This window comes from Pseudomonas fluorescens (genome assembly GCF_001623525.1).
In the GTDB taxonomy this organism is placed as follows: Bacteria; Pseudomonadota; Gammaproteobacteria; order Pseudomonadales; family Pseudomonadaceae; genus Aquipseudomonas; species Aquipseudomonas fluorescens_Q.
Genome location: NZ_CP015225.1, coordinates 3,575,806 through 3,601,420 on the forward strand (window position 1 = coordinate 3,575,806; position 25,615 = coordinate 3,601,420).

At 57.9% G+C, this 25,615-nt stretch carries 24 protein-coding genes and 2 pseudogenes; 10 read left to right on the forward strand and 16 right to left on the reverse strand.

All coding sequences use genetic code 11. The annotated features are described in order from the left end of the window. Positions 1-71: 71 nt before the first annotated feature. The 3 genes from TK06_RS15440 (at position 72) to TK06_RS15450 (ending at position 1,664) form a co-directional block, all read left to right on the forward strand. The gene (locus tag TK06_RS15440; RefSeq protein ID WP_063322780.1) at positions 72-446 is read left to right on the forward strand and encodes a hypothetical protein; all 375 of its coding nucleotides are present in this window, start codon (positions 72-74) and stop codon (positions 444-446) included. Between the two features lie 91 nt (positions 447-537). Beyond that, on the forward strand, positions 538-942 hold the full coding sequence (locus TK06_RS15445; protein ID WP_063322781.1) for a YbaY family lipoprotein: 405 nt from the start codon (positions 538-540) through the stop codon (positions 940-942). 32 nt (positions 943-974) lie between these two features. Beyond that, positions 975-1,664 carry a DUF4197 domain-containing protein gene (locus TK06_RS15450; protein ID WP_063322782.1) on the forward strand — a complete coding sequence of 230 codons (690 nt, stop codon included), beginning with the start codon at positions 975-977 and terminating at the stop codon, positions 1,662-1,664. A gap of 185 nt (positions 1,665-1,849) precedes the next feature. Here the strand turns inward: TK06_RS15450 and TK06_RS15455 are convergent, their stop codons facing one another. Both TK06_RS15455 and TK06_RS15460 read right to left on the reverse strand, forming a co-directional pair. Further along, positions 1,850-4,915 (reverse strand): efflux RND transporter permease subunit, encoded by a 3,066-nt coding sequence (locus TK06_RS15455; protein WP_063322783.1) that lies wholly within the window; start codon positions 4,913-4,915, stop codon positions 1,850-1,852. Between the two features lie 6 nt (positions 4,916-4,921). Then, positions 4,922-6,022 (reverse strand): efflux RND transporter periplasmic adaptor subunit, encoded by a 1,101-nt coding sequence (locus tag TK06_RS15460; protein WP_063322784.1) that lies wholly within the window; start codon positions 6,020-6,022, stop codon positions 4,922-4,924. Positions 6,023-6,115: 93 nt separating this feature from the next. Between TK06_RS15460 and TK06_RS15465 the strand changes: the two genes are divergently transcribed. Further along, positions 6,116-6,751 carry a TetR/AcrR family transcriptional regulator gene (locus TK06_RS15465; protein ID WP_063322785.1) on the forward strand — a complete coding sequence of 212 codons (636 nt, stop codon included), beginning with the start codon at positions 6,116-6,118 and terminating at the stop codon, positions 6,749-6,751. A 71-nt stretch (positions 6,752-6,822) separates the two neighbouring features. On the opposite strand, the gene TK06_RS15470 is transcribed toward TK06_RS15465, so the two are convergent. Beyond that, positions 6,823-7,605: a class I SAM-dependent methyltransferase gene (locus TK06_RS15470; protein WP_063322786.1), complete on the reverse strand. Its 783-nt coding sequence runs from the start codon at positions 7,603-7,605 to the stop codon at positions 6,823-6,825. A 91-nt stretch (positions 7,606-7,696) separates the two neighbouring features. On the opposite strand from TK06_RS15470, the gene TK06_RS15475 reads away from it, so the two are divergent. Further along, the gene (locus TK06_RS15475) at positions 7,697-8,317 is read left to right on the forward strand and encodes a hypothetical protein (protein WP_063322787.1); all 621 of its coding nucleotides are present in this window, start codon (positions 7,697-7,699) and stop codon (positions 8,315-8,317) included. Between the two features lies 1 nt (position 8,318). On the opposite strand, the gene TK06_RS15480 is transcribed toward TK06_RS15475, so the two are convergent. The 7 genes from TK06_RS15480 to ppc all read right to left on the reverse strand — a co-directional run bounded on the left by TK06_RS15480 (position 8,319) and on the right by ppc (position 15,762). Beyond that, positions 8,319-9,017, reverse strand: coding sequence for an extensin family protein (locus TK06_RS15480; protein ID WP_063322788.1), 699 nt, complete (start codon positions 9,015-9,017; stop codon positions 8,319-8,321). Between the two features lie 16 nt (positions 9,018-9,033). Next, a complete protein-coding gene (locus TK06_RS15485; RefSeq protein ID WP_063322789.1) occupies positions 9,034-9,855 on the reverse strand; it encodes an isocitrate lyase/PEP mutase family protein in 822 nt (273 codons plus the stop codon). Positions 9,856-9,886: 31 nt separating this feature from the next. After that, the gene (locus TK06_RS15490; protein WP_063322790.1) at positions 9,887-10,747 is read right to left on the reverse strand and encodes a DUF72 domain-containing protein; all 861 of its coding nucleotides are present in this window, start codon (positions 10,745-10,747) and stop codon (positions 9,887-9,889) included. Then, a complete protein-coding gene (locus tag TK06_RS15495) occupies positions 10,747-11,058 on the reverse strand; it encodes a hypothetical protein (protein WP_063322791.1) in 312 nt (103 codons plus the stop codon). The genes TK06_RS15490 and TK06_RS15495 overlap by 1 nt, the downstream gene beginning before the upstream one ends. Positions 11,059-11,421: 363 nt before the next feature. Beyond that, complete coding sequence (gene tsaB, locus TK06_RS15500) at positions 11,422-12,099, reverse strand: tRNA (adenosine(37)-N6)-threonylcarbamoyltransferase complex dimerization subunit type 1 TsaB (protein ID WP_063322792.1); 678 nt, start codon at positions 12,097-12,099, stop codon at positions 11,422-11,424. A 93-nt stretch (positions 12,100-12,192) separates the two neighbouring features. Continuing rightward, positions 12,193-12,840, reverse strand: coding sequence for an adenylate kinase (gene adk, locus TK06_RS15505; protein ID WP_063322793.1), 648 nt, complete (start codon positions 12,838-12,840; stop codon positions 12,193-12,195). Between the two features lie 291 nt (positions 12,841-13,131). Then, the gene (ppc, locus tag TK06_RS15510) at positions 13,132-15,762 is read right to left on the reverse strand and encodes a phosphoenolpyruvate carboxylase (protein ID WP_063322794.1); all 2,631 of its coding nucleotides are present in this window, start codon (positions 15,760-15,762) and stop codon (positions 13,132-13,134) included. A gap of 179 nt (positions 15,763-15,941) precedes the next feature. Here ppc and TK06_RS15515 point away from each other — a divergent pair. Together TK06_RS15515 and TK06_RS15520 are read left to right on the forward strand one after the other, a co-directional pair. Continuing rightward, positions 15,942-16,202: pseudogene (locus TK06_RS15515) on the forward strand (hypothetical protein); the annotation flags it as partial. A gap of 136 nt (positions 16,203-16,338) precedes the next feature. Then, positions 16,339-16,659, forward strand: coding sequence for a hypothetical protein (locus TK06_RS15520; protein ID WP_003189099.1), 321 nt, complete (start codon positions 16,339-16,341; stop codon positions 16,657-16,659). A gap of 34 nt (positions 16,660-16,693) precedes the next feature. Here the strand turns inward: TK06_RS15520 and TK06_RS15525 are convergent, their stop codons facing one another. Genes TK06_RS15525 through TK06_RS15535 form a run of 3 tightly spaced genes read right to left on the reverse strand, consistent with a single transcriptional unit; the run spans position 16,694 to position 21,061 of the window. Further along, positions 16,694-18,466: a P-loop NTPase fold protein gene (locus TK06_RS15525; protein ID WP_109790760.1), complete on the reverse strand. Its 1,773-nt coding sequence runs from the start codon at positions 18,464-18,466 to the stop codon at positions 16,694-16,696. Next, positions 18,466-19,464 (reverse strand): hypothetical protein, encoded by a 999-nt coding sequence (locus tag TK06_RS15530; RefSeq protein ID WP_063322797.1) that lies wholly within the window; start codon positions 19,462-19,464, stop codon positions 18,466-18,468. The genes TK06_RS15525 and TK06_RS15530 overlap by 1 nt, the downstream gene beginning before the upstream one ends. Then, the gene (locus TK06_RS15535) at positions 19,457-21,061 is read right to left on the reverse strand and encodes a hypothetical protein (protein WP_238992546.1); all 1,605 of its coding nucleotides are present in this window, start codon (positions 21,059-21,061) and stop codon (positions 19,457-19,459) included. The genes TK06_RS15530 and TK06_RS15535 overlap by 8 nt, the downstream gene beginning before the upstream one ends. 230 nt (positions 21,062-21,291) lie before the next feature. Here TK06_RS15535 and TK06_RS30925 point away from each other — a divergent pair. The 3 genes and pseudogenes from TK06_RS30925 to TK06_RS15545 form a co-directional block, all read left to right on the forward strand. Next, positions 21,292-21,390 (forward strand): annotated as a pseudogene (locus tag TK06_RS30925) (pilin assembly protein); the annotation flags it as partial. Between the two features lie 283 nt (positions 21,391-21,673). Next, positions 21,674-22,087, forward strand: coding sequence for a DUF4398 domain-containing protein (locus tag TK06_RS15540; protein ID WP_003198164.1), 414 nt, complete (start codon positions 21,674-21,676; stop codon positions 22,085-22,087). Between the two features lie 51 nt (positions 22,088-22,138). Then, positions 22,139-22,927, forward strand: a complete 789-nt coding sequence (locus tag TK06_RS15545; protein ID WP_063325159.1) for an OmpA family protein — start codon at positions 22,139-22,141, stop codon at positions 22,925-22,927. An 89-nt stretch (positions 22,928-23,016) separates the two neighbouring features. Here TK06_RS15545 and TK06_RS15550 read toward each other — a convergent pair whose 3' ends face one another. The 3 genes from TK06_RS15550 to TK06_RS15560 all read right to left on the reverse strand — a co-directional run bounded on the left by TK06_RS15550 (position 23,017) and on the right by TK06_RS15560 (position 25,610). Beyond that, positions 23,017-23,346: a hypothetical protein gene (locus tag TK06_RS15550; RefSeq protein WP_063322799.1), complete on the reverse strand. Its 330-nt coding sequence runs from the start codon at positions 23,344-23,346 to the stop codon at positions 23,017-23,019. Next, complete coding sequence (locus TK06_RS15555; RefSeq protein WP_063322800.1) at positions 23,343-24,248, reverse strand: alpha/beta hydrolase; 906 nt, start codon at positions 24,246-24,248, stop codon at positions 23,343-23,345. Before TK06_RS15555 ends, TK06_RS15550 begins: the two co-directional genes overlap by 4 nt. A gap of 84 nt (positions 24,249-24,332) precedes the next feature. Continuing rightward, complete coding sequence (locus TK06_RS15560; protein ID WP_063322801.1) at positions 24,333-25,610, reverse strand: flavohemoglobin expression-modulating QEGLA motif protein; 1,278 nt, start codon at positions 25,608-25,610, stop codon at positions 24,333-24,335. Positions 25,611-25,615 lie beyond the last annotated feature (5 nt).

The following is a 25,615-nucleotide window of genomic DNA, read 5'->3' on the forward strand; positions in this document are numbered from 1 at the left end:
TACAGAGAACTTTGGAGCAGGCCTCTAGGATGGGTTCACGTCAATGTCGACGTACTGAAAAGGAATTCAGCATGAACATCATCACGTTAACCCTGCAACTGCCCGAAGGCTTTCAACTCCCGGAAGACGCTCGCACCGAAGTCAGTGTGCGAAATGCAGCCGGTGCACAGATCAGCGCCAGCGGCGGCCAGGGCTCCAATGTGGCGCCTAAGGAGCCAGTGGCCCAGCAGCCTTGGCAATATCGCTTTCTTGTCGAGCCCAAGATGACACCCGTAGGGGAGAAACTCTCGGTCAAGGCACAAGCGTACCGAGGCGACACCGCTCTTTTTCTTGAAACCGAACAGGCCTTCACCTGGGATGGCGGCAATCAACACGTTGACATCCCGCTGAGCCTGGCGCCAGCATCGCTGGCTGAAACTGTTCAAGCACCCGCGTTCGGTTCCTGAACCGCGACGTTACGAATGGATGCTTGGACGCAAATCCGCTAAATGCTCATTGACGCCCGTGTGGCTGGCGTCAATGAGCCAGGTGCATCCAATGAAAAAACTTGCTCTGCTTGCATCCATGGCATTACTGGCCGCTTGCCAATCGGCAACGCCCCCCTCCACGACCGTTGCGGCCCTCGATGGCGAAGTGTTCTATCTGCAACGCATTGCCCTGCCACCCAACGCTACCTTGAGCGTGAGCCTGCAGGACGTTTCCCTCGCCGACGCCCCTGCGGTGGTCCTCGATGAGCAGAGCGGCCCGATCAAAGGCCAGGTCCCGCTGCCGTTCCACCTCAGTTATGATCCAACCCAGGTCAAGCCCGGCCACCGTTATGCCGTGAGCGCCCGCATCGAAGTGGACGGCCAGTTGATGTTCATCACCACCGAACAACACACCGTGCAACTCGATGGCAAGGATCCGCAGCCGTTGAAGATTCGCGTCAACGCCGCACGCTGAGTCCTTTTCAAATTCTCTTCAAGGAAGCCCTCATGCTCCGTCCTACTCTCCGTTTCACCGGCCTGTGCGCGGGCCTGCTGATCTGCGCCAATGCCATGGCCCTGTCCTTGGGCGACCTGTCGCAAAAAGACGCCACCGGCGGTCTCAAGGACGCCTTGACCCAAGGCGCGCAGGTGGCGGTCAAGCAACTGGGCACACCCGGCGGCTTCAGCAACAACCCGGATGTGAAAATCGAACTGCCAGGCAAGCTGGGCAAAGTCGCCAGCAAAATGAAGGCCTTCGGCATGGGTGAACAGGTCGATCAACTGGAAACCAGCATGAACCAGGCCGCCGAGGCCGCCGTGGTCCAGGCCCAGCCGATCCTGGTCAATGCCGTGAAGAACATGAGCGTGGACGATGCCAAGGGCATTCTCAGCGGCGGCCAAGACTCCGCCACGCAATACCTGAACAAGAGCAGCCGCGAGCAGATCCGCGCCAAGTTCCTGCCCATCGTCAAGCAAGCCACCGACAAGGTCGGCCTGGCGCAGAAATACAATGCCTTCGCCGGCCAGGCCGCGACCTTCGGTGTGCTCGACGCCAAGAGCGCCAACATCGAGAACTACGTGACCGAACAGGCGCTGGACGGCTTGTTCGAGATGATCGGCAAGCAGGAAGCCACCATCCGCCAGAACCCGGCGGCGGCGGCGACCAGCTTGGCGAAGAAGGTTTTCGGCACCCTCTGAGCCCCAACCCGAACCAACTGAAGGAGCTTGCTCGCGATGAACACACTGCCTAGCTGACAAACCACGATCCCGTGGCGAGGGAGCTTGCTCCCGCTCGGTTGCGCAGCAACCGCAAAAGCTTGGGGCCGCTACGCAGCCCAGCGGGAGCAAGCTCCCTCGCCACAGGTTCGGTGTGCAGTTGTTGATCAGGTTTTCTTGACCCTGAACCAAGCCGCATACAACGCGGGCAAAAACAGCAACGTCAACGCCGTCGCCACGATCAACCCGCCCATGATCGCCACGGCCATCGGGCCGAAGAACAGGCTGCGGGACAGCGGAATCATCGCCAGCACCGCCGCCAGTGCCGTGAGCACAATCGGGCGGAAGCGGCGCACTGTCGCTTCGATGATCGCCTGCCAGGGCGACAGTCCCGCCTTGATGTCCTGTTCGATCTGGTCCACCAGGATCACCGAGTTGCGCATGATCATCCCCGACAGCGCGATCGTGCCGAGCATGGCGACAAAACCAAACGGTTGGCGGAACATCAACAGGAACAGCGTGACACCGATCAACCCCAGCGGCGCGGTCAGGAACACCATGGCCGTGCGCGAAAAACTGCGCAGTTGCAGCATCAGCAAGGTCAGCACCACCACGATGAACAACGGTACTCCGGCGTTCACCGATTTCTGGCCGCGGGCCGAATCCTCTACCGTACCGCCCACCTCCAGCAGGTAACCGTCCGGCAGTTGCGCACGAATCGGCTCCAGGGTCGGGAAGATCTGCTGCACCAGGGTCGCCGGTTGTTCCTTGCCATAGATATCGGCCCGTACGGTCACGCTCGGCAAGCGGTTGCGGTGCCAGATCACGCCTTCTTCGAAACCGTATTCCAAGGTCGCGATCTGCGACAGGGCAACGCTCTTGCCGTTGTCGGTCGGCACCGCCAGGCTCGGCAGCAACGACAGCTCGGTGCGCTCATGCACCGTGCCACGCAGCAGGATCTCGATCAGTTCGTTATCTTCCCGGTACTGGCTGACGCTGGACCCGGTAAGGGAGCTGCGCAGGAAGCTTGCCAGGGTGGCCGTGCTCACGCCGAGGGCTCGGGCACGGTCCTGATCGACGTTCAGGTACACCACCTTGCTCGGTTCTTCCCAGTCCAGGTGCACATTGGTCACGTAAGGGTTTTCGCGAACTTTTTCCGCCACTTTGCGCGCCAGGGCGCGAACCTTTTCAATGTGCTCGCCCGTGACGCGGAACTGCACCGGGTAGCCGACCGGCGGGCCGTTTTCCAGGCGAGTGACCCGCGAGCGCAGGGTCGGGAACTGTTCGTTCAGGGTCGCGATCAACCAACTGCGCAAAGGCTCGCGGTCTTCGATGGTCTTGGCCAGCACCACGAACTGGGCAAAGCTGGACGCCGGCAGTTGTTGATCCAGCGGCAGGTAGAAGCGCGGTGAACCGGTGCCGACGTAGGCCACGTAATTGTCGATGCCCGCGTGGTCCTTGAGCAGCGCTTCAAGGCGCTTGACCTGCTCGGCGGTGTTGCTCAGGGAGGCGCCTTCCTGCAGCTTCAGGTCGACCATCAGCTCCAGCCGCCCCGATGCCGGGAAAAACTGCTGCGGCACAAAACGGAACAACACCACCGAGCCGACGAACAACAGCACGGTCAGGATGATGACGGTTTTGCGGCGACGTACGCACCACTCCACCATCCGCCGGACACGCTGATAGAACGGCGTGCCGTACGGGTCGGCCTGGCCGTCAGCCGTGCCATGTTTGGCCGCGTGAATTTTCGCCAGGTCCGGCAGGAGCTTTTCCCCCAGGTACGGCACAAACACCACGGCAGCCACCCAGGATGCCAGCAATGCCAGGGTCACGACCTGGAAAATCGAACGGGTGTATTCGCCGGTGCCCGATTGCGCGGTGGCGATTGGCAGGAAGCCGGCCGCGGTGATCAACGTACCGGTGAGCATCGGGAATGCCGTGCTGGTCCAGGCAAAACTGGCGGCCTTGATCCGGTCGAAGCCCTGCTCCATCTTGATCGCCATCATCTCCACCGCGATGATCGCGTCGTCCACCAGCAGCCCCAGCGCCAATACCAGCGCGCCGAGGGAAATCTTGTGCAGGCCGATGCCCAGGTAGTACATCGCGGCAAACGTCATTGCCAGCACCAGCGGGATCGCCAGGGCCACCACCATCCCGGTGCGCAGCCCAAGGGAGAAGAAGCTCACCAGCAACACAATCGTCAGCGCTTCCACCAACACCTGGACGAACTCACCGACCCCGGTCTTCACCGCCGCTGGCTGGTCCGACACCTTGCGCAATTGCATGCCGGCCGGGAGCGTGTTCTGGATCCGGGCAAAATCGACCTCGAGGGCCTTGCCCAGCACCAGGATGTCACCACCGTCCTTCATGGCCACGGCCAGGCCGATGGCATCTTCACCCATGAAACGCATGCGTGGCGCCGGTGGGTCATTGAACCCCCGGCGCACATCCGCCAGATCACTGATACGGAACGTACGATCGGCGACCCGGATCGGAAAGTTGCGGATCTCTTCCACGGTCTGGAAATTCCCGGAAACCCGTAGCTGCAGTCGCTCGCTGCCGGTTTCGAAGAAGCCAGCGGTCGACACGGCGTTCTGCTCTTCCAAGGCCTGCTGGACAGCCGCCAAGGGCAGGCCGAGGGTCGCCAGCTTCACGTTCGACAACTCGATCCAGATCTTCTCGTCCTGCAAACCGAGCAGTTCGACCTTGCCCACGTCCTTGACCCGTTGCAGCTGGATCTGGATGCGGTCGGCGTAGTCCTTGAGCACGGCGTAGTCGAAGCCGTCACCGGTCAGCGCATAGATGTTGCCGAAGGTGGTGCCGAATTCATCGTTGAAAAATGGCCCTTGGATACCCGGCGGCAAGGTGTGGCGGATGTCACTGATCTTCTTGCGGATCTGGTACCACAGCTCGGGGATCTGTACCGAATGCAGGGAGTCACGGGCCATGAAGGTCACCTGGGACTCGCCCGGACGGGAGAACGAGACGATCCTTTCGTAATCGCCGGTTTCCATCAGCTTCTTTTCGATGCGCTCAGTGACCTGTCGCGAGACTTCCTCGGCCGTGGCGCCCGGCCAGTTGGTGCGGATGACCATGGCCTTGAAGGTGAACGGCGGGTCTTCGCTCTGGCCGAGCTTGGTGTAGGAAAGCGCGCCAACGACGGCCAGCAACAACATCAGGAACAGTACGATCTGGCGGTTGCGCAGCGCCCATTCGGAAAGATTGAAACCCATCGGGGATTACTCCTTGGCCGTCAGATTGACCACGCGGTTGGAGCGATCCACCGGCCGCACCTGCTGGCCGTCGAGGAGCACATGCACGCCGGCCGCCACGACCCAATCATCGGGGCCCAGGCCTTCCAGCACCGGTACGGTCTTTTCGCCGAAGGCGCCGACCCGCACCGGGACCTTTTTCAGGGTGTTGTTGGCGTTGACGACCCAGACATAGGTCGCGCCATTTTCAGCCGTCAAAGCCGACAGGGGCACCGACAGCGGCACCTTGTCGGCGGTCTGGATAAACACCCGCGCACTCTGGCCCAGCTCGGCCGGAACATTGCCGGCGGTGAAGGCCACACGGGCGGCGAAGGTGCGAGACTTGGGATCGGCGGCCGGCGACAGCTCGCGAATGCGTCCGCTGAAGCGCTGGTCGGGCTGGCTCCACAGTTCGACCGAAACCGGCTGGCCGATCTTGAACCGGCCAAAACCCTGCTCCGGCAGGCTGATCAGCACTTCACGCTCGCCGTCGGTGGCCAGGGTAAAGACGGTTTGCCCGGCCGACACCACCTGCCCGACTTCCACCGAACGCCGGGCAACGACGCCATCCTGGGGCGCACGCAATATCGAATAACTGGCCTGGTTGTTGGCGACGTCGAACTCGGCCTTGATCTGCTTGAGCCGCGCGGTGCCGGATCGGTAAAGGTTTTCGGCGTTGTCGTACTGGGAGCGGCTGACCATCTGCCGTTCCATCAAGGTTTTGTAGCGGTCACGCTCGGCGCGTACCAGGTTCAGGTTGGCCTCGGCGGCGGCGACCTGGGCACGGGCGGCTTCCAGTTGCAGGCGCACATCTTCGGGATCGAGTTCAGCCAGCGGTTGATTGGCCTTGACCCGCTGACCCTCTTCGACCAGTCGTCGACTCACCTTGCCGCCAATACGAAAGGCCAGGTCGGGCTCGAACCGTGCTCGCACTTCACCGGGGTAACTGTCCATCGCCTGGACCGAAGGCTGTGGTTTCACCACCATGGCGGGGCGCACGGCGACCGGGACCGGCTCGTCATGACCGCACGCAGACAATAAAAAAGCCAGGGTGACTGGCACGGCGAGGGGCAAGGCATAGCGGAACATGGCGAGTGACCTTTCGCTAATGGTGCTTGGAATAATTATACTGGCGAGTATGTTATTAATAGCAAACTCACCAGTCCAGTATTAAAGCGAAGAATGTCGAACAATCCTCCAATCCCCTCCGGTCCCGGCCGTCCCAAGGATCTGGCCAAGCGCCAGGCCATTCTCGACGCGGCGAAGCGCTTGTTCGTGAGCATGGGTTACGCCAGTACCAGCATGGACGCCGTCGCTACCGAGGCCGGGGTCTCGAAGCTGACGGTCTACAGTCACTTCAACGACAAGGAGACGCTGTTTTCCGCTGCCGTGATAGCCAAATGTGAAGAGCAGGTGCCGCCGCTGTTTTTCGAATGGCCGGACGGCGTTCCGATCGAACACGTGCTGCTGAACATCGCCCGTGGCTTTCACCTGCTCGTCAGCAGCGAGGAATCGTTGAACCTGCATCGGCTGATCATGGCCCTGGGCAGCCAGGACCCGAAGCTCTCGACGATTTTCTACGAAGCAGGCCCACAGCGGATGCTCTCAGGCATGGAGCGGCTGCTGATCAAGGTCAATCAGAGCGGTGCCCTGAACATTGATAAACCGCGCAATGCCGCCGAGCATTTTTTCTGCCTGATCAAGGGCGCGGCGAATTTCCGGTTGTTGTCTGGCTGCGGCCCGGCCCCGGAACCGGAAGCCGCCGAGGCCCATGTACAGGAAGTGGTGGGGTTGTTCATGCGGGCTTATCGGCCTTAGCTCGACCGGTAGCCTTTCGCTGACTGGAAGAGCCTCATCGCGAGCAAGCTCGCGATACAGGCGACACGGTCTCAGGGCTTGAGCGCTTTCTTGGGGTAGATGTCGTAGCGACTGGATTTGCCATCGAGCCCATGACTTGGCTTCGGCCCTTCGATACATGGGGCCTTGCGTGGGCGCTTGACCACCACTCGGTGAGTCGCCAGGGCCAGGGCCGCGGCCAGCAGCGCCGGGGCGTCCGGGTCATCGCCCACCAGGGGGCGGAACAAGCGCATTTCCTTCTTCACCAGGGCGGTTTTCTCCCGATGGGGAAACATCGGGTCCAGGTAGATCACCTGGGGCGGCTCGCCTTCCCAGTCGCGCATCACCTCGATGGAATTGCCCTTGAGCAAGCGCATGCGCGCCACGATGGGCGCCACGTCGAAATCCTCCGCCCCACGGGCCAGGCCATCCTCCAACAGCGCTCCAATCAGCGGTTGACGCTCGATCAGGCTCATCTCGCAGCCCAGGCTGGCCAGCACAAACGCATCCTTGCCCAACCCGGCGGTAGCATCCAGCACTCGTGGCCGCACACCTTGGGCAATGCCGACCGCCTTGGCGATCATCTGGCCGCTGCCGCCACCGTACAAACGCCGATGGGCCGCTCCGCCCTCGACGAAGTCCACCCGCACCGGCCCTGGCGCGTCCGGGCCCAGTTGCTGCAACTGCAACCCCAGCTCGCCGACCTGCAAGGCAAACTCGCCATCGTCCACCTGCAAAGGCAGACCAAGCCGCTCGGCCCAGTGCTCGGCCTGCGGTTGAAAGGCCGGGGCCAGGGCCTCGACATGGATGCGGCAGGCCGCGGGTTGCTCACTCATGGAAACATGCTCAAAAAATTAAGGATCGGCAAAAACGGCCGATAACAACGGTGAACGGCATTTTGCCAGAGCTGAGCGTCGACCGAGAAAAATGTCAGACATTCAATCCACATCGATAGGCGTTATCTCCCCTTACGGCGATTACAGCCTGCGCAACACCCAAGCGCTGAGCGGCGTCAGTCACCTGTGGCAGGATTTTTTCGCCCGGGCCCTGGCCGATCAACTGGGTGATAACGCACCGGCACCTGGCAGCTACCAGCCAGTGCCTCTCGATGAAGCGGTTGAACCGACCCTCGGCGCCGAACTGCTGGAACACATCATCAGCCAGCGCACCTGCGAAGTGACCGATACACCGGTCAAGCCGCCTGAGCCGTTGTTCCTGCCCATCGCCGAATTCGAACTCGATCTGCTGGACAAGCCGTTCCCACCTTTCCCAGCGGAAGAAATCGCCGCCCAGCAAAAACAGCAGACCTTCGAAAGCAACTGGGTTCGTCCACTCGTTCTCACCGCCGGCCAACCGCTGCCGGAGCCCGGCCCGGCACCGCAACCGCGCCCACTGCACCTGCCAATCGCCGAGTTCGAACTCGACTTGCTGGACAAGCCGTTCCCGCCCTTCCCGGAAGAGGAATTGGTGGCACAACAGAAACAACTGGACTTCGACATCCGCTGGGCACGTCCGATCGTGCTGCAGAATCTGCGTATCGCCGCCTGAATCAGCGACAGATCCACCATGGTCCCACGTCCAGATGAAAATGGTTGCGGTGCGCCGCGTTGTAATCCGGACTCAAGACCACACTGAACATATCGCAGGCGCCCTCGCGTGCCTGGCGCAGGAACCGCGCGTCGGCGTTGTCCTTCGGCCAGTCCCTGAGCACGCTGATCGTGCGGCCATCGGCCAGGCGAAACCCGGCGATGTCCAGCGCACTGGCGGTGGCGTGCTGGCTGCGCGAGCCGCTTTCCCGACCGTACATGTTGCGGCAGGCAAAACTGCCGAGATGATCAACCCGTGCCACTCTCTGGCCATAGGTCGCGACTGCCGCCGGCTGCAACGCATGGCGCTCGAATAGCGCGAACGCCACCGCCAACGGGCAACTGGCAAGGAAACTGCTGCTCAGGGCCACCTCGCCGCCCTGCACTCTCAGCACGTTGGTCAGCGGGCAATCTGTATGGGCACCGCTATCAGCCTGGCGAGCGGTGCGCAGCCCCGAGGTGGCGAGGGCCTGATCGCAGAGCTGCGGGTCATTGCGCAGGGCCATGAGTTTGAAACGGGTCAGCAGGTTCGGCGCAAGGTTGACGTCCAGCGGCGCCCAGGGATTCCATTGGGGCGGCAGCGACACCCAGCCGCGCCATACCCCCAGCACTGCGACGCCAACGAGCAGTGCCACGACAGCCAGAACTTTCAAAAACCGCACGACGTTGCCTCGGGCATCAACCCTTGAATAATTGGTTGGCCTGCTTGAACGGCATCGAGTGGCGCGTGAAGGTGAACGTGCCCTGCTGCTGGATTTCTTCGGCGGCGCGGAAGAACTCGCCATAGGCAGCCAGAGCCAGGGCCGATCCGACGCTGATGCGCTTGACCCCCAGTTCACTCAATTGTGTCACTGTCAGGTCCAGCGCCCCGGACATCAGCACGTTCACCGGTTTCGGCGCCACGGCCCGCACCACTGCAAGCACTTGCTCGGCGCTGCTCAGCCCCGGGGCGTACAACACGTCGGCCCCCGCGTCTGCGAAGGCCTTCAAGCGGCGAATGGTGTCGTCCAGGTCCGGATTGCCGTGCAGGAAGTTCTCCGCCCGGGCGGTCAACAGGAAGGGGTACGGCAAGCTGCGCACTGCGTCGGCGGCGGCCTTGACCCGTGCCACCGCATGCTCGAAGCAATAGATCGGGCTGTCTTCGCGCCCCGTGGCATCCTCGATCGAACCACCCACCGCACCGGCCTCTGCCGCACGGAGCAGGTTACGCGCGCAATCGTCGGGGGCATCGGCAAAACCATTTTCCAGGTCCACGGCTACGGGCAGGTCGGTGGCCGCCACAATCGCCCGCACATTGGCCAGCGTGTCCTCCAGGCCCAGCGCTCCATCGGGCCGGCCCAAGGAAAAAGCGTGCCCGGCACTGGTAGTCGCCAGGGCTTCAAAGCCGAGGCTGGCCAACATCTTGGCCGAACCGACATCCCACGGGTTGGGAATGACAAAAGCCCCTTCACGTTCGTGCAAGGCCTTGAACGCCTGGGCTCGACGAGTTTGCGCATCCATGTAGTTCGCTCCTGGGCAGAGAGTGTTGGCCTCAGAGCAAACCCAGTTGCTCGGCGGCGGGCTCTCTATATAGCTCAGGCAGGGCCGGCAAGCCAGGCAAACGACTCATCAGGTGAGTGTGGAAGCGTTGCGCGAGTTTCGCCGCCAGCAGGTTGTCGGCGGTGTGCAGGAAGATATAAGGCGTGCGCCCTTCTTCGATCCATCCGGCGATTTTCTCTACCCAGGGCGTCAGGAACGGTTCATTGGCTTCCAGCACCGGATGGCCGATGAAGCGCACCTGCGGGCACTGGGTGAAGGCCGTCGGTCGCGGTGGCACTCGCGGTTTTTTCGATTGGGCATGGAGCACGCCAGGGTCGGTGGAGGTGCAACTGAACAGCGCCCGGGGATCGAGGCAGATACGTTCGATACCGCGGTCGAGCAACAAGCGGTTGAGTCGCCGTTCGGCATCGCCCTTGGCAAAGAACTCATCGTGGCGCACTTCCACGGCCAACGGTCGCTCGAAAGCGTCGATGAACCCCGCCAGCTCGGGCAATCGATTGGGGGTAAAGGCCTTGGATAATTGCAGCCAGAACGGTGAAACCCGGTCACCCAGGGGGCTGAGCAATTGCACGAAGGTTTCGGTGGCTGTCAGCCGCTCACGCAAGTCGCCGTTGTGGCTGATGTCACCGGGCAGTTTGGCGGTGAAGCGAAAATGCCCGGGCATGGTTTCGGCCCAACGCTGGACGATGGCCGCAGAGGGACTGGCGTAGAAAGTCGTATTGCCTTCCACGGCATTGAATACTTGGGAATAGAGATTCAGGAAGTCGGAGGTTTTGGCGTCCTGGGGATAAAGATAATCGCGCCAGGCGTTTTCGCTCCAGGACGGGCAGCCCAGGTAGTAAGGCAAGAGCATCAGATGTAGAGATCGAGACCCAGCACTTCCATATCCCAATCGACGAAACCGGCGGTACTCAGGTAGCTCGCCAGGGCCGTGGCGACACTGCGGCTCATCGCACGGTGGTAAAGCATGTCTTGCTGGCGGGCGGGAAGATTGCTCAGGCGTTGCGCGGAGGCTTTGGCGGCGCGGGCAGCCAGTTGCTCTTCAGACGGAAACTCCAGTTCGCCATCGATATCTTCATCGAAGGACTCTTGCTCAGCGATTTTGCCTGCACGAGGCTTGCGCTTGATGGGATAGGACTGGGATGAAAAGCCGTCTATACGCATAACAGAATGCTCGGTATCAATGATGGCAATTTAGCGGCACTTTCGCAGCCGCGCAAATGCGCAAGTGATAACTAGAACACATAAAGTCCAAAAGGTTTAAAAACGGGCTGAAAAAGTGACGACTGGCAATATTGGGTGTGACTTTTGGCAGAGGAAATGACTTTGGATGGGGGGCCGGATGTGCATGAAACAATCCACAGTGTCAGGGAATGCTTTTGTGGCGAGGGGATTTATCCCCGTTCGAGTGCGCAGCACTCGCCAAATAAGTGCATGGCCCAACACCGTCGGGGGGTGCTTCGCGCCCCAGCGGGGATAAATCCCCTCGCCACAACGGTGTTCGCTTGAATACCCGTTGCTGTCGAGTTACCGCTCGGACTTGGGCGTTGCCACCTTGTCCCGCAGGTACACCGGCTGCGCATCATCGGCGGGAATGGCCTCGCCGCGTTCCCAGGCGAAGCGCGCCAGGGCCAGCAGGTCTTCGGCGTGAGGCAGCAGGGTGGCGTCCTGGCCGGTCAGGCTGACGGCGATGCGTTCGCCGTAGCCCCAACCGGTACCGGCGCCGAACCAGTCACCGTCGGCCCCGCTTGGCAACGCCGCCGCTTCGGGTGGCAATACCGCCTCAGCACCGACCAGGCGCATCTCGCCGTCGGTTTCGCGATAGCAGCCCCAGTACACCTCGTCCATGCGCGCATCGATGGCCGCTGCGACTTGGCGGGCGCCCTGTTCACGCAAGGCGCGCTGGGCCAGCACCGCCAGGTTCGACACCGGCAACACCGGCCGCTCCAGGGCAAACGCCAACCCTTGCACCACGCCGATGGCGATGCGCACGCCGGTAAAAGCCCCCGGCCCGCGACCGAAGGCAATCGCATCCACTGCCTGCAAGGTCGTCCCGGCATCGCTCAGCAATTTCTGGATCATCGGCAATAGTTTCTGCGCATGCAGGCGCGGGATCACCTCGTAATGGCTCGTGACCTTGCCGTCGTGCAGCAAGGCAACGGAGCAAGCTTCAGTCGCGGTGTCCAGGGCCAGCAAGGTGCTCATCGATGTGTCCGTAAATCAGGTGGAAAAAAGTGCGCCAGTATAAACAACTACGGCCCGCAAGCGGGCCGTAGTTGATGCAACTGATCAGACTTTTCAGCTCAGCGCTTCGAGCACCTTGCTGGTGATCGCATCGACCGAGCCAACGCCCGGGATGTGGCTGTACTTCGGCTTGCCCTGGGCAGCCGACAGGTTCTGGTAGAACGCCACCAGCGGCTTGGTCTGGGAATGGTAGACCGACAGGCGATGACGCACGGTTTCTTCGGTGTCGTCCTTGCGCTGCACCAGCTCTTCACCGGTAACGTCGTCCTTGCCCGCGACTTTCGGCGGGTTGTAGACGGTGTGGTAGACACGGCCGGATGGCTCGTGGACGCGACGACCGGCAATGCGCTGGACGATCTCTTCATCGTCGACCGCGATTTCGACCACGTGATCGAGCTCAACACCGGCAGTCACCAGGGCTTCGGCCTGGGGAATGGTGCGCGGGAAGCCGTCGAACAGGAAGCCGTTGGCGCAATCGGCTTGAGCGATACGATCCTTGACCAGGGCGATGATCAGGTCATCCGACACCAGGCCGCCGGCATCCATGATGCTCTTGGCCTTGACGCCCAGCTCGGTGCCCGCCTTGACTGCGGCACGCAGCATGTCGCCAGTGGAAATTTGCGGGATACCGAATTTTTCGGTGATGAACTTTGCCTGAGTACCTTTACCGGCCCCGGGAGCTCCCAGCAGAATGACGCGCATCGATGTGCTCCTCAATTTTTTTATGTAAAACGCTCGGATTCGCCTCGTGGGGCCAATCTTCGAAAAACAGGATCGTGACCGCCCAAACGGCCAAAGGCTGATCAAGATACACAGCAGGCCCGACCCACACAAGCCGCCGAAAGTCGGAGGAACCCGCACCCGATACGACCTTCGGAGGAGGTGGCGAGAGTCGCAACCGGGCAACAAACTGTCGCCTGGCCAACCCGCTCCCTCCCCCCACGGACAACGCCCGGGAACACCGAGCGAGCCGTTTCGGTGCGCTGCCTGATCTTAGCCGGTATTGCGCAAACCGGCGGCAATCCCCGCCACAGACACCAGCAACGCCTGTTCCACGGGGCTGCCCTGGGCCACATCCTGCTGCCGTGAGCGCGCCAACAGTTCGGCCTGCAACAGGTGCAGAGGGTCGAGGTAAGTGTTGCGCAGGCGAATGAATTCCAGCGTGGCTGGGCTATGTGCCAGTAGCTGCGACTGACCGGTCAACCCAAGGACCACCGAGCAGGCCTGCGACAATAGGTCGCGTAAATGCGCACCCAAAGGCAGCAGCCCAGGTTCCACCAAACGCTCGTCGTAGGAGCGGGCAATGTCGGCGTCGGCCTTGGCCAGCACCATCTCCAGCATGTCGATGCGGGTCCGGAAGAACGGCCATTGCTCGCGCATTTGCCCCAGCAACTCGCCTTCGCCACGCTCCAGGGCCTTGCTCAGTGCGGTTTCCCAGCCGAGCCAGGCCGGCAGCATCAGGCGGGTCTGGGTCCAACCGAAGATCCACGGGATCGCCCGCAGGCTTTCGATGCCACCGGCCCGACGCTTGGCCGGACGGCTGCCCAGGGGCAGGCGCCCCAGCTCCTGCTCGGGGGTGGACTGGCGGAAGTACTCGACAAATTGCGGGTTTTCCCGCACCACGGCGCGGTAGGCACGGACGCCATCGGCCGCCAGTTCGTCCATCAGGTCCCGCCACTGCGGCGTGGGCGGCGGCGGTGGCAGCAGCGTCGCTTCGAGCACGGCGGCGAGATAAAGGTTGAGGTTCTGTTCGGCGATGTCCGGCAGACCGAATTTGAAACGAATCATTTCGCCCTGCTCGGTGGTGCGGAAACGCCCGGCCACCGAACCCGGTGGCTGGGACAGGATCGCCGCGTGCGCCGGACCACCACCACGGCCCACGGTGCCGCCGCGACCATGGAACAACAGCAGTTCGACTTGCTGCTCGCGGCAGATGTCCACCAGCCGCTCCTGGGCCCGATACTGCGCCCAGGCCGCCGCAGTGGTCCCGGCATCCTTGGCCGAATCGGAATAGCCGATCATCACTTCCTGAGGGCCTTGCAACCGCGAGCGATAACCGGGCAGCAGCAACAAGCGCTCGATCACCGGCCCGGCGTTGTCCAGGTCGGCCAGTGTCTCGAACAGCGGCACCACGCGCATTGGCCGCAACACGCCGGCGTCCTTCAACAACAGCTGCACCGCGAGGACATCGGAAGCCGCACCGGCCATGGAGATCACGTAGGAACCCAGGGACGCCGCTGGCGCCGCGGCCACTTCCCGGCACGTCGCCAAGACTTCCGCCGTATCGGCCGATGGCTTGAAATGGGCCGGCAGCAGCGGACGCCGGTTGCTCAGTTCCGCCAGCAAGAAGCTGATGCGCTGCTCCTCGTTCCAATCCTCATAGCGCCCCAGACCCAGGTAGTCGGTTATTTCCGTCATGGCGGCGGTATGGCGCGTCGAGTCCTGGCGCACATCGAGGCGCACCAGAAACAGGCCGAAGGTCACCGCCCGGCGCAGGCAATCGAGCAGCGGCGCGTCGGCAATCACGCCCATGCCGCATTCGTGCAACGAGTGGTAGCACAGCTCCAGGGGGTCCAGCAGCTCGCGGTTGTGCTGTAACACGTCGGCGCTTGGCGGCGTGGCGGCACTCAAGGAGGCGTGGGCCCAGTTGCGGGTGGCGCGCAGGCGTTCACGCAATTGCTTGAGCACGGCGCGATAAGGTTCGGCGCTGTCGCCGGCCTGGGCACGCAAGGCCTCGCTGGCGTGTTGCATGGACAATTCGGCCGCCAGTTGATCGACATCACGCAGGTACAGGTCCGCCGCCATCCACCGCGCCAGCAACAGCACCTCGCGGGTCACGGCAGCGGTGACATTCGGGTTGCCGTCACGGTCGCCGCCCATCCACGAGGCAAAACGGATTGGCGCGGCCTCCAGCGGCAGGCGCAAGCCGGTCGCGGCATGCAGGGCCTGGTCGGCCTTGCGCAGGTAATTGGGAATGGCCTGCCACAACGAGTGCTCGATCACCGCGAATCCCCACTTGGCCTCGTCCACCGGGGTCGGCCGGGTGCGGCGGATTTCTTCGGTGTGCCAGGCTTCGGCGATCAAGCGTTGCAGGCGTTCGTGAATCTGCGCGCGCTCGGCGCTGGTCAGGTCGCGGTGATCCTGGGCCGCCAGTTGCGCGGCGATGGCGTCATATTTCTGGATCAGCGTACGGCGAGCCACTTCCGTGGGGTGGGCCGTGAGGACCAATTCGATCTCCAGCCGCCCCAATTGCCGGGCCAGGGCCTCGGCGCCATGGCCTTCGGCCCGCAACCGGGCGAGCAGCTCGGGCAACACCCGCGCCTCGAAGGGTTCCGGCTGCGATTCTTCGCGGCGGTGGATAAGTTGGTATTGCTCGGCGATATTGGCCAGGTTGAGAAACTGGTTGAACGCCCGCGCCACCGGCAACAGTTCGTCCTCGCTCAACTGGTTGAGGCTGGCGCTGAGTTCGGCGTCCACGGAACCGCGTCGGTCAGCCTTGGCGCCCTTGCGGATCTGCTCGATCTTGTCGAGAAACGCATCCCCGTATTGTTCGCGGATGGTGTTGCCCAATAACTCACCCAGCAGGTGAACGTCTTCGCGCAAGCGTGCATCGATATCGGTCATCAGCATTTCTCCAGCAAAAAGTCCGGACAGCTCTTGGATTAGAGAGTGCCGATGCCCACCGTTTCTGACAAGCGACGAAGGGACTTTAAACCTTGCAGGACAAAGCTAGTCTCATGATTAAGCCACACAACGGCTTGTCACTCACCGCGCCTGCCACGAGCAGGCTTATTGAGGTCATCATGAAAATTCGTGAGCTTGCCCAGCATTGGGAAGAAAACGCCAAGGGCCGTCTGACCGAGACTGGCTACACGATTCACCTGGACGTGGAAGCCGCCGCCCGGCTGGCAGCAATCTGCGACATGTACCCCAAGCGCCAGCCCGAGGAGCTGCTCGGCGAGCTGATCGGAGCGGCACTGGAAGAGCTGGAAGCCAGCTTCCCCTACATCAAGGGCTCGCAAGTCGTCGCCACCGATGAAGAAGGCGACCCGCTGTACGAAGAAAGCGAGCACGCAATAGGAAAAACTCAATATCTCTTGAAAGCCGCGTAGAACATGGCTTCGCGATCATTTCAGAGAACAATGAGTGATAAAGACAGTCCTAGATTTACGACACATGTAGCCACGCCGGAGATACCCCATGGACACCTTCAAAACGATGCTCAGCAACTGGGAAAACAAAGCTCACGAAACCTCGAAGCTTGTTGAAATCACCCTGACCATTCGCCAACAAGACCTAGTGAAAATCAAGGCGTTTGCGGAAGCCTATGGACTAGATCAAAGCATCATCACGGAAGGTCTGATTCACTCTGCTATAAAAGAAGCGGAAACAGCCATGCCCTACGTCAAAGGGACTGAGGTGATCCGAGTGGAGGAAGGTGAAGAGATTTTTGCCGACGCTGGTAAGACACCTGCCTACGTCGAAGCTGAACAAGCAATTTCAAAGACCCTACGGGGATAGGGTCTTTGAGACGGAACACTAGCCTCGCAAGGGGCTATTCAACCTTACCTTGGCGAGAGAGTATTTCCTTTTCAATCTGTGCATAAAGCTTTTCGTAACCTTGAAATTTACTCATTCTGGCTTTATTTAGCAGAGAGCCTTCGCACATTTTCATTAGGCAACGGTACATCTTGAAAAAAATATCATGATAACCATCCTGAATATCTTTATCAGGAGAACTAACCTGACCGCATTTCAAGCACATCCGCACAAGGTTTGTAAAATTATAATCATCTAAGCTTGAAAAATATTTTAAGAATTCAGCTTCTGTTTTTTTGGCAACGCTATTTCTAACATCAGTATTCTCAAAACCAGAAACGTTATAAGCGTAGTTTATAAGGTCAGGCAGACTCTTTTCTATCACCAGACCATCAAAGTATTCTTCAAGCTTCTGTTGAATATAGGCATTCGCGGGCCAGCGAAAAACATCATTTTTTTCACGCATATCACTGGGTGCAACAACTTCATTAAAATACCTATCTATGTCGCTATTTATTTTATCGACCCGTCCTAAATCATAATAGATAGAAGCAACCGAATCTAAATCATTTATTGAGAAATTAACCAAAGCCACATCTATAGCCAAATCAAATGCGGCAAAAACCTCATCATCATTTTTTGAAAAAGAAGCATGAAAGACATTCCAAGCTCTCTGTAACAAAGCAATATCTTGATCATGCTTAATTTTAGCTTCCAACGAGGTAACTAGATCTAGCATTGACTGATCGTCAGCATAACCCTTTCTAACTAAATTTATGATCGCAACGTCAAATTCATCAATGGAACTTAATCCATAATCTTGCAGATATTCAATCTTAAGGTCTAGTTCAGCGAGTAATTTTATTTCTTCTGGTGACCGATCATCATCAGGCATACGATAACCAGATAAGCTACCTTGATAAGTCAACAGAAAATCAATATCTACGCCAGCCGAATTCCCGCCATAGATTGTAAGAACAGCAAGAGGCAGGGTTCTATAAGCCTGCTGCTGCACAAGCTCATTACAACCATTCAGCCGCTCATCCAGAAGACCTGCAAAATAATCAATCTTTTTGAGCAAACGAACATTGTTTATTTTCAGTTTAATGGCGTTATCCGATACTATCTTACGTGCTTCCCCTGATGAATTAAAAACTAAAGAGGCAGACTCTTGCACTGACGGACTAAAAACAATCTCATAATCGAAAACTTTTTCACTGTATGTGAAAAACTCATCATCCGGCTTTAGTGACCCTTCATTTAAAATCAAGATGACCGAGCAATTCTTTTTCTCGATCAAATTTGACACCAATCCTAATACATCCCGTGCAGATAAAGAATTACCGCGACGTTCAAAATCGTCGATACATATTATTGTTTCTGTTACCAGAGAGTATTGAATTGAATCAATAACTCCGCCAAAACTCCCTACATAAGGAATTTTTGCTTCTCTTCCATAGCCAAAGATTTTTCTTAAACCTACAACCCCATCACTGAAATCAAGCTTCTTGATATTTTCGACAACAGAGTTTTTGGTAGTGACAACACCGGCACTTTTGCTAGGAACAGAATTATCAAAAATTGAACGCTTCAAGTCAGCTAGCGAATTGATACCGAAAAGTGAAACGTAAGAATAGTTGACGCGAGCAAAATTAAGTCGATGCTTCTCAATCACAGAGTTCCAGAGATAGGTTTTTCCGGTTCCCCACTCCCCTTTCAAGACAATTGCTGAACCCATTCTTTTAACAGCGAAATCATGCAGTGCTTTTTCAACTTGAATGACAGACATCAGTTTATCCCTTGAGCTTTATCATCATCCTTTATGAAATCAGGATATTTTTGTGGCTGTTGAATAAAAATGTATTTAACAAGTTTTTGACGAAGAGCTTCGTCCAACGCACTTTGAAAATTCGAAATGGAGTGAAGGGGCGATTCATCAACGAGCAAAGATCGCCAATGAATATTATTTTCAGCATCAGACTTTTTCAGCCTCAATAAAGTTTGTATTGCCCTATGTGCGACATTACCAACCCCGGCTCGCACAGTAAAACTTTGCCTAATAATTTCATCGTCAATTTCTGAACTCTCATCAAGCTCGCAGGTATTTAATATCGAAAGCGTCCTTGGCGAAAACGTGTAATTTTTGTCCCCATTGTAATCCTGCAAATAGATGTCTTCTATCCTAGTTTTCCACGTCTCTGTATCACCATTACTTTCATGAATTTCATCTTTGCGGAATTTCAGGTGAAGCCCCACGCCATCACCTAGCTGGTAATGCATATCACCGGCTAGCAGACTCATCAAACTATTCGACAAAGCTGAAAAGAAATTCACACGATAGTTTTTATTAAATCTCTCAAATAGAGAAATATCGAAAAGCGTCCAAATACTGTGACGCTTCCAAGCGAACAATATCGGTATACCCAACAACTCACTATACTTGATTAGTTTTTCCCGATCTTTCGCTCTAAGAGTTAGGTTTTCATCCTGCTTAGTTTTTACTTCGATCAAAACTCTGTATTGACTATTATCCGTGTTGAAAACGGCCAACAAATCAGGAACCTGAAAGGTATCTTTAGAAGATTTCGGAATTTGTTGCTGATCCAATTTATGGACAAGCGAACATTTGCCGAGCCAGCTACAGATGACGGCGAATTCGTCCTCTGCAGGTAAACCGAGATCTAGACGTAGAACCCGCTGAACCACTTCATCAGCATTTTCCCACCCACACTGTTCAAGTGCCTCATGAAGAATTCGACTCCGATCCATCAGCACAAGCTCATCCATGTATCACGTCCTCATCATTACAGAGCATTGGCATTTCATCAGGTGCGATGGAGATTACAGAATCGCTAGACTGGTTAGCCCTTCCAACACACCATAATGATTGCCAGTCTTCTTCCCTTATACTTGAAAAGAAAACAATATCGAAACACGACACTTTTTTAGACATTCTAGGAAGCGTTATATTATTACCGAAGAAATCTATTGTTGGTGACTTGGCTATGGTTACCTCAGGCTCGTTTTCGGAGCAAAAAGTTTTGATGGCCTTACTTTCTTTAGCATCAACACGAGCAGTGAAAATATTCTCGCCATAATCGAGCTTGCGAATGACATCACCTTTGAAAAGCTGGGCGTAAAGTTCGATATATCGCTCATCCTGCTGCGTCAAGTCTAGGGTTTTCAATCTGAGCTGCTCAGGGATTTTCGAGGCAATAATTCTGGAGCACTCAGCAACCTCTACTATTTTTTTCAATCGACCAAAAATTTCAGTGTAGTCACCATACGTCCCATCCCAAAGACGCATAGGTTCACCGTTAAAAACAATTTCAACCGAAATCCTAGACTTCGGATATTTTACAACGAAGTCATAGGCTCTTTTAATACGGTGATAATGCCTTAAATTATTGAACGGTTGTCCTAACCAACCAGCAACGTCGAACGTGTAGGTTGCGTCTACTTTATAGCGGTCATGAATGAAATACCGATAAGTCAAAAATCCGTCTAAAGCAGAACCTTCAATATCAAATTGTTTTGAACCCTTACCCATGAATGACTCAGTAGCAGCCAGCTCAAATTCTGCTTCATCACTGACAAAATAGATGCACGTTTCAAGTCGTCTTTTTCCGGGAGTGAGCGTTAGCACCCCCCCAACAATAACCTCATTCAGATGTTCAAATAGTTTCGACCCAACAAACTTGAAATCCTTTGTAGGTATGTGAATCGGCTCACCCACTTCAGTCATGTTTTGCCATGCCTGATCAGCAGAAGCATTGGCTTCATCATCATTAAAAACTATCTGAATTTCTGGTGCAGGGTCAGTGATCGGAATCAGCTCATGCACGACAGAACCGCTTGTAGCAGTGACTACAACCTTAAAGTTTGGATCAATGCTATTTATTGATTGTTCATAGCCTTCAACGACCGCCGAGACGTCGAAATTTCCCGGACTACCTGCCTTCGTAATCAGGGATATGGTTGCTTCGATAATCCCCGCACGAATTTTGTTTTCAGCCTCAAATGGTGCCATCGGAATCACACCAACCAGCGAAGAAACGTAGGATTGATGAACGGCCTTCATCTCTTTCAAATGAGCGACAGTGTGAAACGTTTCTTCGTTGTCGATTAGCTTGGAGCACGAATAGCACATCCAAATACCGTTATCGAAATGTCGTCTTTGGGCTTTTGTCTGATTTGGGTCATACCGTTTGGCACCCGGCCCGCTCGCAGCAGCACAAATATGTGCAGCGACACCGATACTATTTTTCCTGTCACCCGCATCCGTTGAGCCAATCGTGAAGACACGACAACGAGAACAGAGGTTCGCGGCCCTCACAAGCAACTCAATCTTTGTCGTTTCAGAAAAGTCGTCACGGGTGCTCACGCTGGCCCCTTCTTCAACAACCCTTGTTGCTTTGTTCTTCCGTGGTGCCATCGTGCGTAACTCGCCATCGTGTGAGCGGAATCCTGTACAGGCGTTTTAACATCGAACGCTTGGGCACACCAAGAAATGGTGCTGGGATCGACACCCGAAAACGACCACAACCCAAGACAGAATTGGGCTACGCTGAGCTGTGCTGGCTTACCTCGACCGCAAAATTTTCCTTCGTAGTCCCGCTTTCCGAAGACGTAGGTCCGACCCCACGCTTCCTCGCCTTGTCCCGGCGGCATCTGCACGACCTTTCTTCGCAGAACGACAAATCCAAACACTGACCGCTTTCATTCCTGGTTGCGACTTTCCGGCGCGGGGGCTTTCCACCCGCGCCGCAATACCGCTGCGCGCCTTGAAAGTTCAGCTTTTTTGCCGCTGACCGATCAGTCAGTAATTCTTTTGGCGAATGGCCATCTTCGCTGAACTTTTGAAAAACGCCTCGGGTCACACCGAGTAACCATACTGGAACGGTTGTTTAAATAAACGCGCCTTGGCGCCAGCGCCAAACCAGACGTCACGGCTTCGGTCCCAGCATGGATTTGTCGTTTTTTCAGGAGTTTTCCAATGGAGTTGAAGCCTATGAATACCTGCACTGCCAAACCCTCATCCACTGGCCTGCGCGGCTTGAAGTTGGCTGCCCTGGCGATCGGTAGCAGCTTCATTCTCGCCGGTTGCGCCGGTAATCCACCTTCGGAGCAGTACGCGGTGACCCAATCGGCGGTCAACAGCGCCGTCAGCGCCGGCGGTACCGAATTCGCTGCTGTGGAAATGAAATCGGCCCAGGACAAACTCAAGCAGGCGGAAATCGCCATGCATGACAAGAAGTACGACGAAGCCAAGCGTCTGGCCGAACAGGCCGAGTGGGACGCCCGCGTCGCCGAGCGCAAGGCTCAGGCCGCCAAGGCCGAACAAGCACTCAAGGATTCTCAGAAAGGGGTTCAGGAACTGCGTCAGGAAGGCATGAACAAGGTTCAGTAAGCCGTTCACGCCATGACGTACTTCTCATTGATAAAAGGACGACAGACTATGATGCACAAACACTTGATGATGCCCGCCCTGCTCGCTGCCTGCGTAGCCCTGGCCGCTTGCTCCCACGACCCGAACGCGAACCTGGAACAGGCCCGCACCAATTACAACGGCCTGCAGGCTGATCCAGCGGCGACCAAAGTGGCCGCATTGGAAACCAAGGACGCCGCCGACTTCCTGGCCAAGGCTGACAAGGCCTATATGGACAAGGAAGACGAAGCCAAGGTCGACCAGTTGGCCTATCTGACCAACCAGCGCGTCGAAGTGGCCAAGCAGACCATCGCCCTGCGCAACGCCGAAGCCGAGCTGAAAAACGCCGGTGACGAACGTGCGCGTGCCTTGCTCGATGCGCGTAACGCGCAGATCAAGCAACTGCAGGACAGCCTCAACGCCAAGCAGACCGAACGCGGTACGCTGGTGACCTTCGGCGACGTACTATTCGCCACCAACAAGTCCGACCTGCGCGCCAGCGGCATGACGAATGTGAACAAACTGGCGCAGTTCCTCCAGGAAAACCCGGACCGCAAGGTGATCATCGAAGGCTACACCGACAGCACCGGTTCGGATTCCTACAACCAGTCACTGTCCGAACGCCGCGCCAACTCGGTGCGTATGGCTCTGGTGAATATGGGCGTGAACATGGACCGTATCGTGACCCAAGGCTATGGCAAGGAATTCCCCGTGGCTGACAACACCAGCGTCTCGGGCCGTGCCATGAACCGTCGCGTGGAAGTGACCATCTCCAACGACAACCAGCCAGTGGCCCCGCGCTCGACCATGAGCGCCAACTGATCGACTGACGGCCAACAAAAAGCCCCGCCTGACTTCAATCAGGCGGGGCTTTTTGTTGGCTTGTTCCCCCTGTGGGAGCGGGCTTGGGGTTACGGCTGCAGTTTCTGCGGCGTCTCCTGCCCCATGCAGCGCACCGCGCGTTTCTTCTCGTTGATCAGCACGCCGGTCAGGCCTTTCTGCTCGGTGTCGAACAACACCAGCACACCATCGATGCACTGGGCAACCTGGGGGGCCGGTTCCAGGGAAACCTTGTAGTCCTCGCCCGGTACGGTCTTGAGCATGGTGAATTGGTTGAGCAGCAACGCATCCTCAGGCTTGGCGAAGTGCAGGTGGCCGTAGTACCACAGCGTCGCAACGGTGCCGAGGATGCTGCAGATACCGGTGATGATCAGGGGGATGGCGTTACGTTCTTCGCTCATTGCGGGCTCTCTGGTGATTCAACGGGTGATTTCGGGTAATTCGGGACCTCGCCCAGGCGGCGCAGGCCGTCGAAGTGCTGGGGATCGTCGAGGTAGCGCAGCATCACAGTGCGCCAGGTTGGGTCGGCGAACGTCTGCACATGGCCGCCGCGTGTCAATTGCAGGACCCGCGGCGGCGGCGCAGCTTGATACAGGCGGATGCCATTGGAAAGGGGAACGATGGGATCGTCCAGGCTGTGGTAGATCAATTTCGGCACGCCATTCAATTGCGCCACGGAACTGATCGCGCTGTCACCGTCCGGTACCAGCCAGGACAACGGCACCTGGAACGGCCAGGTCAGCCAGGACGTACTCAGGGCAAAACGGCCGACGTCGCGATAGCTGGCGGGCACGCCATCGAGCACCAGGGCCTTGAGCTGTCGTTGGCGCTGCGGGTGTTCGACCAGGTAATGCACCGCCAGCGCACCGCCCAGGCTCTGGCCGAGCAGCACCAGTGGCTTGCCCTGCACCTCGGGCGCCTGGTCGAGCCATTGGAACGCTGCGTCAATGTCCTGGTAAATCGCCGGCAGGCTCGGCTCGCCTTCGGACAGGCCATAACCCCGGTAGTCGACCATCAACACCTGGTAGCCCTGCTCCGGCAACCACCAGCTCCCGCCCAGATGCCAGGCCAGGTTGCCGCCGTTGCCGTGCAAATGCAGGACCGTGCCCTTGACCGCCACACCCGGTTTGACGGGCAGCCACCAGCCGTGAAGCTTGAGACCGTCGGCGGTGGTCAGGGTGACGTCGCGGTACTCGAGCCTGGCCCGCTCCGGGGTGAACGGCTGGCCGTGCTCGGGGTAGAACAGCAGGGAACTGCAACCGCTCAGGGCCAACAATAGGCAAATGATGCCGAGGGTTCGCATCCGGTGAAGCCTCGCAAAAAAACAGAATTGGAACACGGTCCCCTGCGGGAGCAAGCCCGCTCCCACAATTGGACAGTGTGATGCTCAAAGGATATTGGAATAATCCGCTTCGATCCGGTCCAGGCTCAGATGGTTCAGGAAGTTGGAGAAACACATCCAGGCCGACAAGGCGTTCATGTCGCGGAACTGCTCGGGCAGGTATTTGGGCGGCACCACCAGGCCTTCGTCCACCAGTTGCCGCAACGTACGCATGTCCTCGAGGGTGGTCTTGCCGCAGAACAGCAGCGGCACCTGCTCCAGTTTGCCTTTGCGCACGGCCAACTGAATGTAGTTGTAAACCATGATGAAGCCCTTGAGGTAGGACAAGTCTTTGGTAAATGGCAGCCCCGTCGGCACCGAGCCACGGAACACCCGGCTGGCGTTGCCGTAGCTTTCGGCCATTTCAAAACCCTGCTCGCGGAAGAACTCAAAGATCTGCAGGAAATCGGCGCCCTCCTCCACCATGTGAATGGCCCGGGTACGGTTGGTCAGTTTGCGCAGGCGGCTCGGGTAGGAGGCGAAGGTGATGATTTCCATCAGGATCGCCAGGCCTTCCTGGGTGACCGTGGACGAGGGTGGGCCCTTGGACAGGAAGGTGCAGATTGGCTGGTTGAGGCCGTTGAGCGTCGTGCCGACGTGCACCAGCCCTTCGTGAACTTCCAACGCACGCACGTCGCGCTCGTTGAACATCGCATCGGTGCGGATCTTGATGTAGTCCGCGCCCGCCGCTGCGTCGGCCACGATACCATCGGACTCGAATACCCGGATGGTTTCCTCGGCTTCGCCAAACACCCGGTTGAGGCGGTGTTGCAGCAGGCTGACGGCTTCCTTGGCGCTGAGGACTTTCGGCTCGTCCTTGAGGTCGCCACGGCCATCGATGTTGTTCAGGTAATCGGAGAGCATCAGGCCCAGGTCGGCCAGGGTCGGGTCGCCGGCGTGGAAGGCATCGGAGGCGGCGCCATAGAGCTCCTGGGAGATCAGCCCGAAATCCTCGGTGCCACGGGCCTCGAGCATGCGCACCACCATGCGGTATTCCTTGCACATGCGGCGCATGATCTGGCCAACCGGGTTGAACTGCCCAAGCTGGCGGGTGATGTCACGCTCGATGTTCTGGAACTCCAGCTTCACTTTGCTCGAATCGAAGGACAGTGGCCGGTTGAGGTAATAGTCGCGATCCACCGCAGGCATTTCCTTGCCCTTGGCCTTGAGAAAGCCCTTGCGGATGTTCTCGTCCCACTTCACCGCGTCGAGGATGCGAATCGGCGTTTGCGCCAGCACAATGCGATCGGACAAGGTGCGTATCGTCTGCTGGTAATCGTCCACCCGGA

Coding starts and splice junctions, on each gene's coding strand:
- TK06_RS15550 (WP_063322799.1), bottom strand. CDS start 23,346: ATGAGCGAAGAACGTAACGCCATCCCCCTGATCATCACCGGTATCTGC.
- TK06_RS15540 (WP_003198164.1), top strand. CDS start 21,674: ATGGAGTTGAAGCCTATGAATACCTGCACTGCCAAACCCTCATCCACT.
- adk (WP_063322793.1), bottom strand. CDS start 12,840: ATGCGCGTCATTCTGCTGGGAGCTCCCGGGGCCGGTAAAGGTACTCAG.
- TK06_RS15525 (WP_109790760.1), bottom strand. CDS start 18,466: ATGTCTGTCATTCAAGTTGAAAAAGCACTGCATGATTTCGCTGTTAAA.
- TK06_RS15470 (WP_063322786.1), bottom strand. CDS start 7,605: ATGAGTGAGCAACCCGCGGCCTGCCGCATCCATGTCGAGGCCCTGGCC.
- TK06_RS15440 (WP_063322780.1), top strand. CDS start 72: ATGAACATCATCACGTTAACCCTGCAACTGCCCGAAGGCTTTCAACTC.
- TK06_RS15455 (WP_063322783.1), bottom strand. CDS start 4,915: ATGGGTTTCAATCTTTCCGAATGGGCGCTGCGCAACCGCCAGATCGTA.
- TK06_RS15545 (WP_063325159.1), top strand. CDS start 22,139: ATGCACAAACACTTGATGATGCCCGCCCTGCTCGCTGCCTGCGTAGCC.
- TK06_RS15475 (WP_063322787.1), top strand. CDS start 7,697: ATGTCAGACATTCAATCCACATCGATAGGCGTTATCTCCCCTTACGGC.
- TK06_RS15460 (WP_063322784.1), bottom strand. CDS start 6,022: ATGTTCCGCTATGCCTTGCCCCTCGCCGTGCCAGTCACCCTGGCTTTT.
- ppc (WP_063322794.1), bottom strand. CDS start 15,762: ATGACCGATATCGATGCACGCTTGCGCGAAGACGTTCACCTGCTGGGT.
- TK06_RS15465 (WP_063322785.1), top strand. CDS start 6,116: ATGTCGAACAATCCTCCAATCCCCTCCGGTCCCGGCCGTCCCAAGGAT.
- TK06_RS15530 (WP_063322797.1), bottom strand. CDS start 19,464: ATGGATGAGCTTGTGCTGATGGATCGGAGTCGAATTCTTCATGAGGCA.
- tsaB (WP_063322792.1), bottom strand. CDS start 12,099: ATGAGCACCTTGCTGGCCCTGGACACCGCGACTGAAGCTTGCTCCGTT.
- TK06_RS15495 (WP_063322791.1), bottom strand. CDS start 11,058: ATGCGTATAGACGGCTTTTCATCCCAGTCCTATCCCATCAAGCGCAAG.
- TK06_RS15450 (WP_063322782.1), top strand. CDS start 975: ATGCTCCGTCCTACTCTCCGTTTCACCGGCCTGTGCGCGGGCCTGCTG.
- TK06_RS15485 (WP_063322789.1), bottom strand. CDS start 9,855: ATGGATGCGCAAACTCGTCGAGCCCAGGCGTTCAAGGCCTTGCACGAA.
- TK06_RS15445 (WP_063322781.1), top strand. CDS start 538: ATGAAAAAACTTGCTCTGCTTGCATCCATGGCATTACTGGCCGCTTGC.
- TK06_RS15490 (WP_063322790.1), bottom strand. CDS start 10,747: ATGCTCTTGCCTTACTACCTGGGCTGCCCGTCCTGGAGCGAAAACGCC.
- TK06_RS15555 (WP_063322800.1), bottom strand. CDS start 24,248: ATGCGAACCCTCGGCATCATTTGCCTATTGTTGGCCCTGAGCGGTTGC.
- TK06_RS15520 (WP_003189099.1), top strand. CDS start 16,339: ATGGACACCTTCAAAACGATGCTCAGCAACTGGGAAAACAAAGCTCAC.